Origin of the sequence: Odoribacter sp. AF15-53 (genome assembly GCF_003479425.1) — a bacterium.
Classification (GTDB): Bacteria; Bacteroidota; Bacteroidia; order Bacteroidales; family Marinifilaceae; genus Butyricimonas.
Window position 1 is genome coordinate 160,140 of the sequence record NZ_QUHC01000004.1, and the last position, 17,191, is coordinate 177,330.

Here is a 17,191-nt window from a genome sequence, read left to right on the forward strand (position 1 = left end):
TTTCTAGTTTTTAATTTTAACCAGGATGGGTGTTTTTTTTCGGGTTTAGCGGGGATTTACACTAAGAAATTGTATTTTTGCAGATCAATGGATAACTGTATTAAAAGTTTGAGCGATATGACGATAGAAAAAATGCTTACTCAGCAGGTGCTGGAAGCCGTGAAGGCTTGTTATGGGGTTGAATTAACCGAGAAAGACGTGCAATTACAAGAGACCCGAAAAGAGTTTGCCGGGGATTTAACAGTGGTCGTTTTTCCATTTACCCGATATTCCAGGAAATCGCCGGAAGAGACGGCCAAAGAGCTGGGAGAGTATTTGAAACAAAATATTGAGGAGGTGGAGACTTATAACGTGATCAAGGGATTTTTGAACGTGGTGATTTCTTCGGCTTACTGGATTGAGGTGTTGAATGACGTGTCGAAAGAGGAAAAATACGGCTACGTGAAGAAATCGAGCGGAAAAACGTACATGATCGAGTATTCTTCACCGAACACGAATAAGCCTTTGCATTTAGGACATATCCGGAATAACTTCCTAGGATGGTCGGTATCCGAGATTCAGAAAGCGAACGGACACGAAGTGATTATGGTGAATCTGGTGAACGACCGGGGAATTCATATCTGCAAGAGTATGATTGCGTGGGAGAAGTTTGCTAATGGAGCCACGCCCGAAAGCACGGGAATCAAAGGGGATCATTTCGTGGGCGATTATTACGTGCGTTTTGACAAGGAGTACAAGGCTCAGATCAAGGAGTTGATGGACAAGGGGCGGACGGAAGAGGAGGCGAAGAAAGAGGCCCCGATATTACTGGAAGCTCAGGAGATGTTGCGTAAATGGGAAGCCGGGGATGAACAGGTGGTTTCTTTGTGGCGGACGATGAATGATTGGGTATTGAAAGGTTTTGACGAGACCTATAAGATGATGGGAATTTCGTTTGACAAAGTATATTTCGAGTCGCAGACTTACAAGAAAGGGCGGGATCTCGTGTTGAAGGGATTGGCCGATGGCGTGCTTTATCGGAAAGATACGGGAAGCGTGTGGGCGGATCTGACAGCAGAGGGATTGGATCATAAATTGTTGTTGCGGGATGATGGAACTTCGGTTTACATGACTCAGGATATCGGTACCGCTTACGATCGGTTCAACGAGTTCAACATGGATCAGGAGATTTACGTGGTGGGTAACGAACAGATTTATCATTTTCAGGTATTGTCATTGGTTTGTAAGAAGTTGGGTTTCGATTGGGCCGACAAGATCAAGCATCTTTCTTACGGTATGGTTGAGTTGCCGGAGGGAAAAATGAAATCCCGTGAGGGTACCGTGGTGGATGCCGACGATCTGATTGCCGAAATGATCCACACGGCTCGTACGACGTCCGAGGAATTAGGAAAGTTGGAAGGATACTCGCAAGAGGAAGCCGAGGAGGTGTATCGTAAGGTGGCTTTAGGGGCTTTGAAATATTTTATATTGAAGGTAGACCCGAAAAAGACAATGATGTTTAACCCGAAAGAATCAATTGATTTTAATGGAAACACGGGCCCTTTCATCCAGTATACTTACACGCGGATCAAATCCGTTTTGCGCAAGGCGGGCGAGAGTGGTATTATCATTCTTTTAGCTGATATTCACACGGAATTAACCGAGAAAGAGCAGAACTTGATCAAGTTGATCGCCAAGTTACCTGCCGTGGTGAAAGAGGCGGGTGATAATTATAGTCCGGCTTTACTGGGAAATTACGCGTACGATCTGGCGAAGGAATTTAACCAGTTCTATCATGATTACTCTATATTGAAAGAGGAGAACGAGCAGGTTCGGAATTTACGTCTGTTGCTGGCTTTGCAGTGTAGCGTGGCGATCCAGAGTGCGATGGGGATGTTGGGAATCGAGATGCCGGAGAGAATGTAAGAGGGGTGCCTGCGGCGAGTTACAGGTTACAATTTAAATGAAATGGAAATGAAAAAAATAGAACCGAAGGAAATAGATAAGAACGTGATCCGGTTGATCGGGGAGGATTGGATGTTGGTGGCAGCCGGGAATCGGGAGAAATTTAATATGATGACGGCTAGTTGGGGGTCAATGGGATATTTGTGGAACAAGCCTGTGGTGATGGTGTTCGTGCGTCCGCAACGTTACACGTTCGAGTTCTCGGAGAAGCAGAATGGGTTCACGTTATCATTTTTTGACGAGAAATATCGTAAGGCGTTAAATGTATGCGGTACGGTTTCCGGAAGGGAGGTTGATAAAGTAAAAGAGAGTGGTTTGACACCTTATTTCACGGAGGCGGGGAATCCGGCTTTCGAGGAAGCTGTTTTGGTGTTGGAGTGTAAGAAGTTGTATGGAGACTTTCTGAAAGAAGAGGCATTTGCGGATCAGAAGATCGTGGACAGTCAGTACGGTCAGAAGGATTTTCATAAGATGTACGTGGCAGAGATAGTTAACGCTTGGGTGAAGGAGTAGCCAATGGATTTATGTACTTATCATAGTCATTGTAATTTTTGTGACGGAAAAGCTCCGACAGAGGATTTCGTGAAGGCTGCTATCGAGGCGGGTTTTCACAGTTACGGGATTTCCTCGCATTCGCCGCTTCCGTTCGAGACTCAATGGTCGTTGAGCAAGCGGGAGGTGGAGGCATACCTGTCGGAAATTAAGCGGTTGAAGGAGAAGTATGCCGGAGAAATCGAGCTATACGTGGGGATGGAGATTGACTATCTGAATGACGAGTGGGGGCCTGCTGTCGATTATTTCCAACGGATGCCGTTGGATTATCGCATCGGCTCGGTACATTTGGTTACTGAAGAGCAAACGGGCGAGATCATGGATATGGATGGGAAGTTTGAAGATTTCTCGGAGAATTTGCGCTTGGTGTTTCATGATGATCTGAAGCATCTGGTGAAGTCCTATTTCCGGGCTTCTTCCCGGATGGTGGAATTGGGAGGTTTTGATTTCGTGGCACATCTGGATAAAATATCCATGAACGGTTCTTTGATGGACAGCACGTTGACCGGGCAGGCATGGTATAACCAGTTGTTGTGGGAATACTGCTCGTTGATCGCCGAGAAAGGTGTTATGGTGGAAGTGAACACGAAAGCCTACACGAAGAAGGGGATGATGTTCCCGAACGTGAAGTATTTTAAATGGTTGAAAGAGTTGAATATTCCCGTGATGGTGAATTCCGATGCCCATTTACCTCAATTGGTGAATGATAACCGGGCGTTGGCTTTCGAGTGGTTGCGGGAAGCGGGCATAAAAAGCACGATGCGTTTGCGTCAGGGTGCGTGGGTAGAAGTACCAATAGATAATAACTAAAGTAATGAATAAATTTCTGATTCTATTAGGCGGTTTGTTCGCATTGATGTTCGCCGGGTGTAATTCCGACGGGCCGGAGGATGATTTGATTGATACCCTGGAGAAGGAAAAGATCGCTATTCACCAGTATTTGAGCACGATTACTTCTCCGATTCTTTATATCGAGTATTACAGCGTGCACGGGCAGTTGATCGACACGCTTTATATTTTTAACTATGACAACAGTGGTGAGGTTGCCAAGGACACGGGATGGGTGTTGATGGACTACGAGAAGTTCTTTTTGCAGGGGGATAAATTAGACACGACCGATCCGCAAATAGCTGATTCTTTGATTCCCGTTACGTATGCTTATGGCGGACCTGTTTTTTATCGTTTGGATACGGTGAAAAAATATGATTACGTGGCAGAGGCTTTGCGTCATATCAGCGTTGGAGAAATGGGGGGCGAAATGATTGTACCTTCTATATTGGCGGGAGGAAATTACGGGAATCCTTTGCATTATAAACTGCTTTCTCGTAAGATTGTCATGGATGTGAAAGAGAATGAAGAGAAATTAATACAAGGATATTTAAATCCTCTTGGTGCATTGGAGACTTTTGAAGATTATCCTAATACGGATTTGGTATCGGATACAACAACTTACACCGCTCTTATCGAAAAGGGAACGGGTGACCGGAAAATTCAAACCGGGGATTCGGTTTTGTTGGAGTTTTCTACCGCATTATTGAGGGAGAAAGGTGGGCTACAGTTGGAAATAGGTCGATTTGCCCATGATTCCGTGAAGATTCTATTTAATGATACTTGGCAGAAGCGAAACACGTCGGGGTTGGTGAAAGGGATGCAGCGTTTACAGGAAGGTGATTCAGCCCAGATCGTCGTTCCTTATGGAATGGCTTACGGGGGTGTGGGGACAACTCGCGATATCACGGTCAATGGAACAAAACAAAAACAATATTTGATTCCTCCTCTCACGACCTTGCTTTATGAAATCAGGATTCGTAAGGTCGTTGCCCCGAAAACAGAAGAATAGATTATTTTTATAACAGCTAAATAAAAACGGAAATGAAGAAAAACTATTTAATTATGATGCTTGTCTTGTTGGCAAGCGGTTTCGTCGGGTGTTCCGATGATGATGACAGTTATGATTGGTATGGGGCACATGAGAAAGAAAAGGAAAAATTGGCCGAGTACGTGAAGGATAAAAATCCAAAGCAGCTTTTTGAATATAAAGGGTCGGTCGGAGGAAAAGAATTTGTCGCTAATGCTTATGTGTTTAATTACAAGCAAGAAGGAGTAACGGCTGGGAATGGAGATTTCGTGTTGTATAATTATGTCAGGAAAACACTTGATGGAACAATCTTGGATGCGACTTATCCGAGTGTGGCTGTTGGTAGTGGAGTAACTCCGCTTGTTGCCTTGGGTGGACCTGTTTATATGTTTATGAAAACAAAGGATGATGAAATTGATCCTATGGCCGATGTTTTTGAATATATCCCGGAAGGAACAAAAGCAGAGGCTCTTTATTCTAGTATGACTCCCGGTTTTTGGGGTGGTTCTACTTACTTCTATTATGAGTATACTGTGGAGAAAGTGATTAAGGATATGACCTTGCTGGCTTATGAGAATAAACTGATTGATGACTTTCTGGAGTCTGTTAAGGATGAAATAAAGGGTGATATCATAAAATTGCCTCTGAATGAAGGAAGTGGGAAAGATACGATTACGCAAGTTGCAAAGATACTTGTTGAGTCTGATGATAAAACGCAGGTAGAATTGACGGATAGTGTAACAATACATTTTGATACTTACATTTTGGATGAAATTAACGACAAGAATCGCGTGATTACCGAAATGAAGGAGGATGAGAAAACTACATTATACTTGCCCAGAGTGGAAATAGTGGGTCTTAAACAAGGGATTGCTAAATTGAGAGTCGGGGAAGAGGCTTGTATTCTTGTCCCTTCGGGCATGGGATATAGTTACAATGGATTGAAAGATTATAATGAACAGTATTTGATACCTCCTTATGCAACTCTTTTGTACAAGGTTAAGGTTATATCTACCAAAAAGAATGCTAAGAAAGACTAATCTCCATGATTATTGATTTAGAAAATACCCTAGAACTTGCCGTGACATGGGCAAAGGAAGTGGGAGAGGTACAACGATCCTATTTCCGGGGGGGGCACTTGGATATCGAGACGAAGTCAACGGTGCATGATGTCGTGACGAAGGTGGATAAATTGAGTGAGTCCATGTTGATCGAGCGGATCGGTAAATATTTTCCGGAGTATAGCGTGTTGGGAGAGGAGAGCGGGGAACATGATGCTCATAGTGATTATTTGTGGGTGGTCGACCCATTGGACGGGACGAATAATTACAGCCAGGGATTACCCGTTTATAGCGTGTCTATCGGGCTTCAATATCGGGGAGAGACGTTACTGGGCGTGGTGTACGCTCCTTATCTGGATGAGTTGTACACGGCGATCCGGGGAAAAGGGGCGTTTCTGAACGGGGTGCAGATTCACGTGTCCGATAAAACGGAGCTTGATCGCAGCGTGTTGGCAACGGGATTCCCTTACGACAAGGGAATACATCCCGTGAATAATATCGACAATTTAAGTCGTATCCTGCCGCATCTTCGGGGAATACGGCGTATGGGCTCTGCGGCTTACGATCTTTGTGGCGTGGCAGCCGGGTTCCTAGACGGGTACTGGGAACTGGGACTGAAACTCTGGGACGTGTGTGCTGGTGTGTTAATCGTGCAGGAAGCGGGAGGGCATGTTGAACCTTTCCGGGATGATCGGGGAATTGCCATTATAGCGGCAAATCCACTACTGTTACAAAAGATACGAGATTATATTCAATAAATGGGCAGTAAAGCCCATTTATTCGTTTACGTATTTCCCGTATTAACAAAAGGTATAATTTTTTCTCCATAAGATAGAAAGTTCTTTTTTATTATATACCTTTGTAACAAAGGAGTATTCTTTTATATGGGAATTGATGAGACTCAAATTTTGCGTGGGGTAAATGATAAGGATGAGAAGGCTTGGAAGAGTGTTTTCATCTATTATTATGCTGCCTTATGCTCTTATGCGGATAGAATTATTAAGGATACTGTTGTTGCGGAAGATTTGGTGCAGGAGGTTTTGATGAATGTCTGGAAAAATACCAGAAAGTTTCCCAAGGTGGACGATCTTACTTATTATTTATATCGTTCGACTTATAATCAGGCGATGATGCATTTGCGTCGAGAAAAGTTTCAGGAACGTTACGTGCAGCAATTTTTGCAGGAAGAAAATGTCGAATTCACGGATGAAGAATTTGCCGATACCGTGCGTGAAGAATTAATACGGCAACTATATTTTTATATTGATGAGCTTCCGGAAGAGAGACGGAAGATTATTTTATTGAGTATAAAAGGTCACTCCGGTAACGAAATTGCCGAAGAGTTGGGCATATCCATTAATACGGTAAAAACACAGAAAAGTCGTAGTTTCAAATACTTGCGTGATAAAATGAAGAGTTCTTCCAATTCATTCTGGTTGACCATTTTCCTTTCCTGATAAAAAAATCATTTTTTAAAGAAAAAAATTTCTGTTTTTGTCACACCAAATAAAATGTCGTGCATTTTATAGATGTAATGAATATCGAAATGAAGAGAGATTTTAATAAAATAGTAACCTTGATGCGTAAAGCTTATTCCGAAACATTGCAGGACGGAGAACAGGAGGAGTTTGAAGAGGTGTTGGAGAATAAGGCCTTGCGGGATGTTTATTCCGAAATTGGAGATGATGATTACTTGGAAAAACATTTTGCCCGTTATGAGAAATTCTCTCCGGAGAAAGCGTACGAAACGTTTAGATTGAATCAGCGTAAAAGTAGATTCCGGTTAATTTTACGGCGGGTATCTGTTGCGGCTTGTTTTATTCTGCCGTTATTGGGTGCGGGTATGTGGATGTTGTTACAGAAAGAACAAGTGGAAAGTCCGGTTGTACTGGCGAAAAAGGAGAATGTGCAGTTGAAATTGTCAGATGGAAGGATTGTAAATGTATCCACGGGAAACGAGAACGAGATTCAGGAGCAGGGTGGTTTAAAAGTTCGGTTGGAAAATGGACAACTGTCATATAAACAAGATTCGGTTGGTAAATCCGAGTTAGTGTATAATGAATTGATTGTACCCCAAGGAGGAGAGTGTTACGTGGTTCTAGATGACGGGACGCGGGTCTGGGTGAATGCCGGAAGCCGGATAAAATATCCGGTACGTTTTTCCGGGAAAGAACGAGTTGTGACAGTAAAGGGAGAGGCTTATTTTGACGTGACGAAAGACGGTCGTCCTTTTGTTGTCGAGACGAATTTAGGCAAAGTGAATGTGCTGGGGACTTCTTTCGGGGTGATGGCGTATGAAAACGAGGCAGTATTGACCACGCTGGTATCCGGGAAGGTGATGTTCACGGGTAAAGAGGGTAAATCAGTCGTGCTCGCTCCGGGAGAGCAGGCCGTGGTCTCTTTGGCGGGAACCTTGACAAAACGGGAGGTGAACGTGGAGGAGTATGTCGGTTGGAAAGATGGTTGGTATATATTCAAGGAAAAACGTCTGGAAGACGTGATGCACACGTTGTCAAGGTGGTATGATGTTTCGGTGTTCTACCAGAATCCGAAAGTAAAAGATATCCGGTTTTCGGGTAACTTGAAACGATACGATTCTATCCGTATTTTCCTGGAAGTCCTTGCCGGTTCGGAAGAAGTGAAATATAAAATAGATGGAAATGTGGTGATCCTTTATGAATAAAAAGAAACACGGGCAACAAATTTCCTAGGTCTGGTGTCCGTGCTCTAGTGTATTATCATTTAAATACTTTACAAAGTTATGAAAAAAAAGGAACGATTAAGGTTCTGGGACCTTATTATGTGTAAAAAAAAGACTTGGTTGATTATGAAATTAACATGTATTCTAGTTGTCGTATTCAATTTGAATGTTTGTGCGGTGGCATTTTCACAGAGTAAGATTTCATTGGATTTGAAGAATGCTACGATCGAGGAGTTTATCGCCGCGATGAAAGAACAAACGGGAACACAGTTTTTGTATAATTCTTCTTTGATGCAGGTGCACGAGTTGATCACGGTAAACGTGATGGACGAGGAGTTAAAGGAGGTGTTGGATCAGGTTTTGTTACCGTTAAAACTGACATATGAATTTATTAATGATGTGGTCGTGATCAAGCGTCTATCACAGGTAGTTCCGGATAACAAGTGGGTGCTGAAAGGAAAAGTGACAGATCACAAGGGGAGCCCTCTGCCTGGTGTGACCATACGTTTGAAAGGGACGACTATCGGGGTGTCCTCAAATATAGAGGGGCTTTTCTCTCTGGAAGTAAAAAAAGCCGTGGATACATTAGTTGTCTCTTTTATCGGGATGAAAACACAACTTGTTCCGGTGAATAAAGAAAAGAATGATTACGTGATCAAACTGGAAGAAGAGGTGCTGGCCATGGACGAGGTGGTTGTGGTATCTACCGGTTATCAGGATATTGATAAACGAAGGCTCACGAGTGCAATCACTACTCTAAAAATGGATGATATAAAAGTTGCGGGATTATCTTCTGTTGATAAAATGCTGGAAGGGCATGTTCCGGGAATGATTTTCATGCAGAATTCGGGACAAGCGGGAGCCGCACCCAAGGTACGTATCCGGGGTACATCAACGGTATTAGGTAATCAGGAACCTTTGTGGGTAGTGGACGGTATTGTTCAGAGTGATCCGGTGAACGTGGACCCGTCACAGTTAAATGATCTGGATTTCGTGAATTTGTTGGGGAATGCTATTTCCGGATTGAACCCGGATGATATCGAGCAAATAGACGTGTTGAAAGATGCTGCCGCCACGGCGATTTATGGCGTTCGTGCAGCTAACGGGGTAATCGTGATCACGACGAAGAAAGGAAAAGTGGGAGCTCCCTCGATAACTTATTCTTTGTCGGGAACGGTGAATATTCGCCCTTATTATTCCGATCAGGGTATTTATTTGATGAACTCTCAGGAGAGAGTTGACGTTTCACGGGAGATGTTTAACCGGGGGATGGAGTTCAAGAATATCACGAACTGGATCGGATATGAGGCTGCCTATCTGGATTACAAGTCCGGTATTACGGATTTTAATACCTTTAATAATTTGGCTAATTATTATGAAACGGTAAACACGGATTGGTTTGACATCTTGTGTGAGAATTCGTTTTCGAATAAACATACTTTGAGCGTGAGCGGTGGTTCTGCTAATTTACGTTACTATGCATCCGTGGGTTATAACGACGAGAAGGGTGTCATCAAGAAAGAGTTGAATCGAAATTACACGACTTCTATTAAACTGAATGGTAATTACGATCGGGTGTCTTTTCAATTCGGTCTTCAGGGTAATTCGAATAAAAGAAAGTATACTCCTTCAACGAATGGCATCAATATAATTTCGTATGCCTACGAGACTAGCCGGGCTATTCCTGCATACAATCCGGATGGTTCGAAATATTTCTATATGAAAGGAAATACGGCTATTAATTCATATTTATTTAACATGGAGAACGAGATGGAGACCACTCGTCAGGAGATGAATAGTGCCACCTTCACGTTAAATGCGAATGTGAAATACAAGATATTACAGGAATTGTCGGCAGAGGGGACATTTGCTTACACGGTGGGAAATACGAATCAGGAAACGGTGTATGAAGAAGGATCTTATTATATTGCGGGAGAGAAAAAAGGAGGAGCTGGAGATGCTTCGTCTACTTGTCCTATTGGAGGTGAATTGCAGGAATCAACCACTCGGTTGCGTTCTTATACCGCCCGTTTGCAGTTGAATTATAATTCGCTTTTTGCAGATAAACACGCTCTGAATGTGGTTTTGGGAGGTGAGGTTTCTTCTAAAGAATACAATGGCGTGAGTACAAAACATCGCGGATATTATCCTGATCGCGGAAAAACGTTCGGGACGATCACGGAAGAACTGTTGGCTCAGCCGGAATACAAAGGGTATCGCGGATGGTTAGCTGCAAATTCGAGAGCCACGATCACGGATCAATTGACGAACTTGGCTTCAGCTTATTTCACGATAACGTATACTTACGATAATCGTTATACGATCAATTTCAATACCCGTATGGATGGTTCCAATCAATTCGGGAGTCGTAGTAATGAAAAATTATTACCGATCTGGTCTGTTTCCGGTAGGTGGGATATCGCCAGGGATTTCTTTAGAGATAATGCCAACGTGAACGAATTATCGTTGAAGCTTTCTTATGGTAAACAAGGAAATATGTTGGATAATCAGACTTCTCGTATGATTATTGCGAAGGGAGCGTTAAATTCTTGGTATCAGGAATTCTCTTCTACAATCAGCCATTATCCCAATCCTGATTTGCGTTGGGAGAAGACTTCTTCTTATAATGCCGAACTAAGTTTTTCTTTGTTGAAAAATAAGATAGGGGGAACTGTTTCTTATTATTACAAGCATACAGACGATGCGTTCTTAACTAAAAAGGTGTCAGATATTAATGGGGTTACCAGTTACGTGGTTAATAAAGGAGAGATTTCTAATCAAGGTGTGGAAGTGACGTTGAAATTCGTGCCTATCGACCGTAAAGTGGATGCTTCCGGTAAACAAGGTTTCGTGTGGCGTTTTGATCCCCAGATTGGTCAGGTGGTCAACAAATTGATAAGTAAAGCTATTGACAACCGGTCCAATACATTGCGTGATGAAGTGTCTTATACCGATTATTTGAGTGGTAACGTGGAATTGGTTAACAAGCCCTTGAATACATTCTTTTCTTATCGTTTCAAAGGTTTGAGTTCAGAGGACGGTAGCCCGATTTTTTACGGGACTGAAGAAGAATTCAAAGATGAATTGCACGAGCGCTATCGGAATATGGAGGAAGAAGAGGTTTGGATGGAAGTGTTAAAGGAATCGGGTACTCGTGTTCCGGTATTGCAGGGGGGTATTTCTAACTATTTGGGATACCGTCAATTCGGGCTTTCTTTCAATCTGGCGTATAGCTTGGGTAATAAGATTCGTTTGTTAAAATTGTGTGGCGATAATAATATTCGTCCTTATCCGGAAAAGAATATGCGAAGAGAGTTTGTCAAACGCTGGCAGCGCCCAGGGGATGAAACAAAAACGAATATTCCGAGTTTGGTCGCTTCCGATAACGTGAGATTACCCTGGTGGTCACAAAATGAATATAATAGTACGAATCCGAATAAGTTTGCCGGTAGTGATATTTATCAGATGTATGATATGTCGGATCTTCGTGTGGTGAGTGGAGATTATCTGAAATTACAATCTTTGTCATTCCGTTATAATGTGCATGATGTTTTCTGTAAAAAAATGGGAATTAAATCGGCATATATCAGCGTGACCGGAACAAATTTATTTACGATTGCAAATAAAAAGCTGAAAGGTCAGGATGTGACCCAATCAGGAGCTTCGCCTTCCGTGAATTTGTCTGTCCGTCCAAATTATTCTTTGACTTTAAATGTAACGTTTTAATTAGATCGTGAACAATGAAAAATAGAATCACACATATTGGTATTCTCGTGTTGATCCTGCTTGCGTGTGTTGCTTGCGGGGATTTTCTGGAGGAAAGGTCTCAAAATATGGCTTACGTGGAAAACGTGAGCGATCTGGATGAGCTATTGATCGGGGAAGCTTATTTGTCCGGGGGGTTGACGATGGATTCCATTGATGCCGACCTCATAAGTAACTGGGCATCTATCCTTAGTGTTTCCTCTGTCAATCGTGTATATTTCCCTTACATTCATATTCTGGATGATGATTCCGAGGAGTATGTGTCAGGAGGATATATGGGAACTACGGAGAAAAACTATCTTCGAATGAAGGGTGAACGCTTGCATACCTGGCAGGCCGATCCGTTCTACGATTCGGAAATGCTTGAGATTAAGGATTTGAACTGGAGTGATTATTACAAAAGAATCGCCGCATTGAATTCTATTATCTTTCAGGTTGGCGAGTTACGCGGAGGGGAAGACGACAAGGATTTATGCAACCGGGTGGAGGGAGAAGCTTATTTTCTGCGTGCTCAGTGCTATTTCTGGTTGGCTAACTTGTACGCTCGTCCTTATTGTAAGGCGACGGCTGATACAGATCCTTGTATTCCGCTAAAGACCTCTGAGGTGGTGGAGGATCGTTATTTCGCAAGAGATCCTATGGCTGACGTGTATGGACAAATGGTAGAGGATTTGCAACATGCCATTACCTCTTTGCGCGGAATTCCACAAACAACGAAATATCGTACTAATCAAGCGGCTGCTTTTGCTTTGTTGAGTCGGGTTTATCTTTACATGGAAGAGTATGAACAAGCTATTGCTTGTGCCGATAGCGTGCTGAAAAAGGATTACAAGTTGTTGGATCTCAATGATTATAAAAGAGGAAATAGTGCTGTCTATGTTAATTCTCCGGAAACTATTTTCACGCATGGTCCCAATATTATGGCCATCATTCATGCCCCGGCGATTAGATATACTGCGGCGATCTACAGGACTTCAACCTTTACCTCTTCTTCTGATTTGATGGAGTGTTTTGATGCAACGGATTTGAGAAGGACAGCTTTCTTCATTCAACGCGCCTCTCCGGCCGAGGGATATCGTTGCGTGAAAACGCGTTTCGATATTGATGAAGTTTCGGACATCATGGCTATCCGTTTACCGGAGGTTTATTTGAACAAGGCCGAGGCTCAGGCTTTAGCCGGTATGGACGATCAGGCCCGTATCACGATACAGGAACTTAGAGCTAAACGTTTCCGTGCTGCCGATTTGAATCCGGTAACGGAAAGCGGTGAAGCTTTGGTCAATTTTATTCGTGACGAGCGTCGTCGGGAACTCTGCTACGAGGGGCATCGTTGGTTTGATCTGCGGCGTTATGCGGTTAACAGTGTTTATCCTTTCACGAAAAGTATCGAACACGTTTCACTTGAGGTTGTTAATAATACCCAAATAACGGTGCGTGGAAAATACGTGCTAAAGCCCTACCCGGAGGATATTGCTGCATACATGTTGCCCATTCCTTCCAGTGCGATCGACTTCAATAATGGAATGTTGGTCAACGAGGTCCGGAATAATAGAGAAATAATTAACGAGTAAAACGAAATATGATGAAAAATATACTGCTATATATAATGGCATTTTCTAGCCTCTTGGTAGCTTGTGACTCGGAAAGTGATTTGAAGCCTTCCGGGGCAGAGCGGAATTGGTTGGTGGTTGAGGATAGTGACGTTCCGGTTGATCATGAGCGTTATTTGATCTTTAAAGAGACGGGTATTCCTATTTATTATAATGACACGATTGGTAGTGAGGAGCGTTATTCCTTGTCTGCCAGAGAGTGGTATACTTATTACGAGAAATTGCAAGTGTTCTATAACCCCGGTGGAGCGACTCCTTCCTGGACGACTTCTAATTATCAAGTAGTGGCTAATCCGGAGGATGTTTTGCCCGTGCTTGAATTCCTGAAAGCAGAAGTGTTGAATGCTATTCCGAAGGATATGTATATTGCTAGTATCTTGTTGGTTGATACTTTGAACAGTACATCTGGGACACTTGCTCATAAAGGTTTTAATACGGTTGTACTTAGTGAGGTAAAAGACTTTGCGGCAATGACCGATGGCGAAAAAAAGGTTTATCGGGGAGCCGCATTAAGATGTTTGGTAGCCGGTTCGTTGGTTGCCACGGAAGGGGATTGGTTGGAGGAGAATTTTTACGAGTTATCGTATGCCACGAATCCAAACAATATTGATTATATCTACTCCACGGCCTCTAGGTCGACGATGGTTTATCGGGCTGCTCAAGGGTATCCGCTAGAAGAGCAGAGGCTTGCGACCTTAGGTTTTATCGGGACGAAGACGAAGCCTACCGGTACGGATGAAAGAATGTGGTATGTTCCGGAAAAACAGCAGGATGTGAGTCAGTTTTGCGAGGCTATTTTTGCCTATACCGAAGCGGAATTCATTGCCCTACATGGGAATGCTCCGGTGGTTATGGAAAAATTTTATGTCTTGAGAGATAAGATAAAAGAATACGGTTTCACGTTCGAGTAATATTCTGAATAAAAGGTTTGCGAGATAGGTAAGAAGGATGTCTAACAAACTATTTAAGAACTACCACCCCTAACCCCTCCTTACACGGGAGGGGAAGCTACTTGGTAATCAACTTTCCCCCTGTGTAAGGGGGAACCGGAGGGGGTAGTGATTTTGTAGGAAAGGGACTTGTTAAACACCTTCCTTACCCCTCTCATGCGCCTTGACGAAAAATATCTGTTGTCAATATTTGTTTGTAAATCAATGTAATATGTAAAAGTATGAAATCAAGTATGAAGTTTTGGGTATTGTTATTGTGTGGGCTGTTTGTCTTCCAGTTGGCAGATGGTACGGAGCGTAAAAAAAAGAGTAACAAGAAAAAAGAACAGGCGAAAGTCGTGGTTGATAGTTCTAAAATCGCTCCTAAGGGGATACCTTCGGTAGCTGATTTTATTAAACCTTCGGCAGGCAAGCACGTCGGGATGTTCAATATCTACGAACAGGATGATCGGTATTTCATGGAAGTGCCGGATAAGTTTCTGGGACGGGATATTCTGGTATTCATCTCTTTGGTGAAAGGTTCTGCACAAGAAGCCAGAAGTCGGAATGATATGTATGGATTCGGGGGAGATGCCCTAAGTAATAAAGTGATTCGTTTCGAGAAAGGACCTAAGAATAAATTGTTTCTGCAAGAACCGATTTTTACAACCGGGATGCCGGATGCCACTTCGGAAATGCGTGGGGCTGTGGAGGCAGCCAGTATGATGCCGTTGGCAGCAGGTTTTGACGTGAAAGCTAAGACCGATAGCTCGGTGTTAGTCGATATCACTGATATGTATAAATCTGATCATGCTTATTTTTCCTTGAAAGGGGCGGCTGAAATGTTAAATTTGGGTGCATACCAGGCTGACAAGTCTTACCCGACTGAAATAAGCACGTTCGAGAACAACGTGATTTTCCGTTCCGTGCGGAGTTATGCTCAGGGAAAAGCCCCGAAGAATAACCCGAAAGCGAAATTGAATCCCACGACGTGGGAGGTGGCAGCTTCTTGGTATTTATTGCCGGAGGAACCCATGCGTCCCCGTTACTATGACGATCGGGTGGGATACTTTGCTTACGGTTTGACAGATTACACGAAGAATCCCACGAAAGCGGAAAGAGTGTATATCGTGAGTCGTTGGCGTTTGGAGCCGAAACCGGAAGACATGGAGAAGTTCAAAAAAGGGGAACTGGTAGAACCGGCAAAACCGATCGTGTTCTACGTGGATCGGAATACCCCGGCGTATTTGCAACCTTACGTGATGGCTGCCGTGGAGAGTTGGCAACCCGCTTTCGAGCAGGTGGGATTTAAAAATGCAATCCAGGCTAAACTGGTGCCTACCCCGGAAGAAGATCCTGATTTTTCGATAGAGGACGCTCGTTATTCCGTGATTTCTTACAAGGCTTCACCGATGCCGAATGCTTACGGCCCTCATGTGGCAGACCCTCGTTCGGGAGAGATCATTTGTTCACACGTGGGATTGTTCCACAGCGTGTTGAGCTTGGTACAATCTTGGTACTTCACCCAGACGGCCGCTGTTAATCCGATTGCTCGTAAATTCCCGTATGATAATGAATTGACCGGAAAATTGATCAAATATATCGTGGCACACGAGGTTGGACATACCTTGGGGTTACGTCACAACTTCGCGAGTAGCTGGACTTGTTCGTTAGCTGATATTCGTAATCGCGACTTTGTAAAGAAATATGGACACACTCCTTCTATCATGGATTACGCGCGTTTCAATTATGCCGCTCAACCGGAAGACAACATTGACCCGGAGGATTTGATCCCGCGTATCGGGGAGTACGACGAATTCGCTATCGAGTGGGGGTATCGTTATTTTGGAGACACGAAGACTATTGATGAAGAACAAAAATATTTGAGAGAGTGGGTGACTGCTCAACGGAAAGCAAATCCGAGAGTGTTCTTCGGTACGGAAACCGACAAATGGGATCCTCGTTTCCAATCAGAAGATTTGAGTGATGATGCTATTGCTGCCAACGAGTTGGGGATGCGCAACTTGAAGATGATCATGGAGAACCTTGAATCGTGGACGGCAGAGGTGGATGATGAGAATTACGCCTTGATGAAAGAGTTGTACAACGCTGTACTCGGGCAATATTTACGTTACGTGATGCATGCGATGAAATATGTGGGTGGACGTTATTCCGATGCTGCCTTGCGTTCCGAGGGGATGAGCAAATTTACTCCCGTGGAAAAAGAGAAACAACAAGCTGCGATGGCGTTCTTGAAGAAATATTTCTTCCAGGAAGTGCCTTGGTTGTATAATTGTCGGGTATCTCAACTTGTAAGTGATAATATTGATGTTTACATTTCCAGAGTAACGAGTAAATTGATGCCGATGGTCATGACCGAGATTACGAATATGTTGAAAGACGAGGAGTATAATGGCAACAAGGCATATACGGTTCAGAATCTCATGGATGATTTGTATGACGGTATTTGGAAATGTATGAATACCAAGAATAAATTATCGGCTCACGAGCGGATGGTGCAGAATGCTTACTTGTTTGTCGCTTCGGTTATCGTGGAGGATGGACCTATAGATGTGGCTCCGGAAATGACAGATATGTACGCTGTTCAGTTGGAGAAAATTGGTACTCAAGCAAAGAAAAGGGCTGCCGTGACGACCGATTCGATAACCAAAACTCATTTATCGGGTATTGCTCGTAAGATCGAGGAGATTTTGAGTGGGGAGAACTACGCTAAAGTGGTGAAATAGTATCGTGAAAGTTAAGTATGAAAA

The 17,191-nt window shown here is 43.4% G+C and carries 12 protein-coding genes; all 12 read left to right on the forward strand.

What is annotated here, in order from left to right:
- The first annotated feature begins 117 nt into the window (after positions 1 to 117).
- The gene (gene argS, locus DWW52_RS10520) at positions 118 to 1,905 is read left to right on the forward strand and encodes an arginine--tRNA ligase (RefSeq protein ID WP_118715664.1); all 1,788 of its coding nucleotides are present in this window, start codon (positions 118 to 120) and stop codon (positions 1,903 to 1,905) included.
- Positions 1,906 to 1,947: 42 nt separating this feature from the next.
- A complete protein-coding gene (locus DWW52_RS10525) occupies positions 1,948 to 2,457 on the forward strand; it encodes a flavin reductase family protein (protein WP_118715469.1) in 510 nt (169 codons plus the stop codon).
- A gap of 3 nt (positions 2,458 to 2,460) precedes the next feature.
- Positions 2,461 to 3,306 carry a histidinol-phosphatase gene (locus DWW52_RS10530; protein WP_118715470.1) on the forward strand — a complete coding sequence of 282 codons (846 nt, stop codon included), beginning with the start codon at positions 2,461 to 2,463 and terminating at the stop codon, positions 3,304 to 3,306.
- Positions 3,307 to 3,310: 4 nt separating this feature from the next.
- On the forward strand, positions 3,311 to 4,336 hold the full coding sequence (locus DWW52_RS10535; RefSeq protein ID WP_118715471.1) for an FKBP-type peptidyl-prolyl cis-trans isomerase: 1,026 nt from the start codon (positions 3,311 to 3,313) through the stop codon (positions 4,334 to 4,336).
- Between the two features lie 32 nt (positions 4,337 to 4,368).
- Complete coding sequence (locus DWW52_RS10540; RefSeq protein WP_118715472.1) at positions 4,369 to 5,394, forward strand: FKBP-type peptidyl-prolyl cis-trans isomerase; 1,026 nt, start codon at positions 4,369 to 4,371, stop codon at positions 5,392 to 5,394.
- Positions 5,395 to 5,399: 5 nt separating this feature from the next.
- Complete coding sequence (locus tag DWW52_RS10545; RefSeq protein ID WP_118715473.1) at positions 5,400 to 6,173, forward strand: inositol monophosphatase family protein; 774 nt, start codon at positions 5,400 to 5,402, stop codon at positions 6,171 to 6,173.
- Positions 6,174 to 6,299: 126 nt separating this feature from the next.
- Positions 6,300 to 6,872: an RNA polymerase sigma-70 factor gene (locus DWW52_RS10550; RefSeq protein ID WP_118715474.1), complete on the forward strand. Its 573-nt coding sequence runs from the start codon at positions 6,300 to 6,302 to the stop codon at positions 6,870 to 6,872.
- 89 nt (positions 6,873 to 6,961) lie between these two features.
- On the forward strand, positions 6,962 to 8,098 hold the full coding sequence (locus DWW52_RS10555) for a FecR family protein (protein ID WP_158582561.1): 1,137 nt from the start codon (positions 6,962 to 6,964) through the stop codon (positions 8,096 to 8,098).
- A gap of 144 nt (positions 8,099 to 8,242) precedes the next feature.
- Positions 8,243 to 11,842 (forward strand): SusC/RagA family TonB-linked outer membrane protein, encoded by a 3,600-nt coding sequence (locus DWW52_RS10560; protein ID WP_233556829.1) that lies wholly within the window; start codon positions 8,243 to 8,245, stop codon positions 11,840 to 11,842.
- A 14-nt stretch (positions 11,843 to 11,856) separates the two neighbouring features.
- A complete protein-coding gene (locus DWW52_RS10565) occupies positions 11,857 to 13,452 on the forward strand; it encodes a RagB/SusD family nutrient uptake outer membrane protein (RefSeq protein WP_118715477.1) in 1,596 nt (531 codons plus the stop codon).
- Between the two features lie 11 nt (positions 13,453 to 13,463).
- Positions 13,464 to 14,402: a hypothetical protein gene (locus tag DWW52_RS10570; protein ID WP_118715478.1), complete on the forward strand. Its 939-nt coding sequence runs from the start codon at positions 13,464 to 13,466 to the stop codon at positions 14,400 to 14,402.
- Between the two features lie 260 nt (positions 14,403 to 14,662).
- A complete protein-coding gene (locus DWW52_RS10575) occupies positions 14,663 to 17,167 on the forward strand; it encodes a zinc-dependent metalloprotease (protein WP_118715479.1) in 2,505 nt (834 codons plus the stop codon).
- The last annotated feature ends 24 nt before the right edge of the window (positions 17,168 to 17,191 follow it).

What these genes read in the sequence shown, in the direction of transcription:
- argS (WP_118715664.1), top strand. Translation starts at nt 118, where the DNA reads ATGACGATAGAAAAAATGCTTACTCAGCAGGTGCTGGAAGCCGTGAAG.
- DWW52_RS10525 (WP_118715469.1), top strand. Translation starts at nt 1,948, where the DNA reads ATGGAAATGAAAAAAATAGAACCGAAGGAAATAGATAAGAACGTGATC.
- DWW52_RS10530 (WP_118715470.1), top strand. Translation starts at nt 2,461, where the DNA reads ATGGATTTATGTACTTATCATAGTCATTGTAATTTTTGTGACGGAAAA.
- DWW52_RS10535 (WP_118715471.1), top strand. Translation starts at nt 3,311, where the DNA reads ATGAATAAATTTCTGATTCTATTAGGCGGTTTGTTCGCATTGATGTTC.
- DWW52_RS10540 (WP_118715472.1), top strand. Translation starts at nt 4,369, where the DNA reads ATGAAGAAAAACTATTTAATTATGATGCTTGTCTTGTTGGCAAGCGGT.
- DWW52_RS10545 (WP_118715473.1), top strand. Translation starts at nt 5,400, where the DNA reads ATGATTATTGATTTAGAAAATACCCTAGAACTTGCCGTGACATGGGCA.
- DWW52_RS10550 (WP_118715474.1), top strand. Translation starts at nt 6,300, where the DNA reads ATGGGAATTGATGAGACTCAAATTTTGCGTGGGGTAAATGATAAGGAT.
- DWW52_RS10555 (WP_158582561.1), top strand. Translation starts at nt 6,962, where the DNA reads ATGAAGAGAGATTTTAATAAAATAGTAACCTTGATGCGTAAAGCTTAT.
- DWW52_RS10560 (WP_233556829.1), top strand. Translation starts at nt 8,243, where the DNA reads ATGAAATTAACATGTATTCTAGTTGTCGTATTCAATTTGAATGTTTGT.
- DWW52_RS10565 (WP_118715477.1), top strand. Translation starts at nt 11,857, where the DNA reads ATGAAAAATAGAATCACACATATTGGTATTCTCGTGTTGATCCTGCTT.
- DWW52_RS10570 (WP_118715478.1), top strand. Translation starts at nt 13,464, where the DNA reads ATGAAAAATATACTGCTATATATAATGGCATTTTCTAGCCTCTTGGTA.
- DWW52_RS10575 (WP_118715479.1), top strand. Translation starts at nt 14,663, where the DNA reads ATGAAATCAAGTATGAAGTTTTGGGTATTGTTATTGTGTGGGCTGTTT.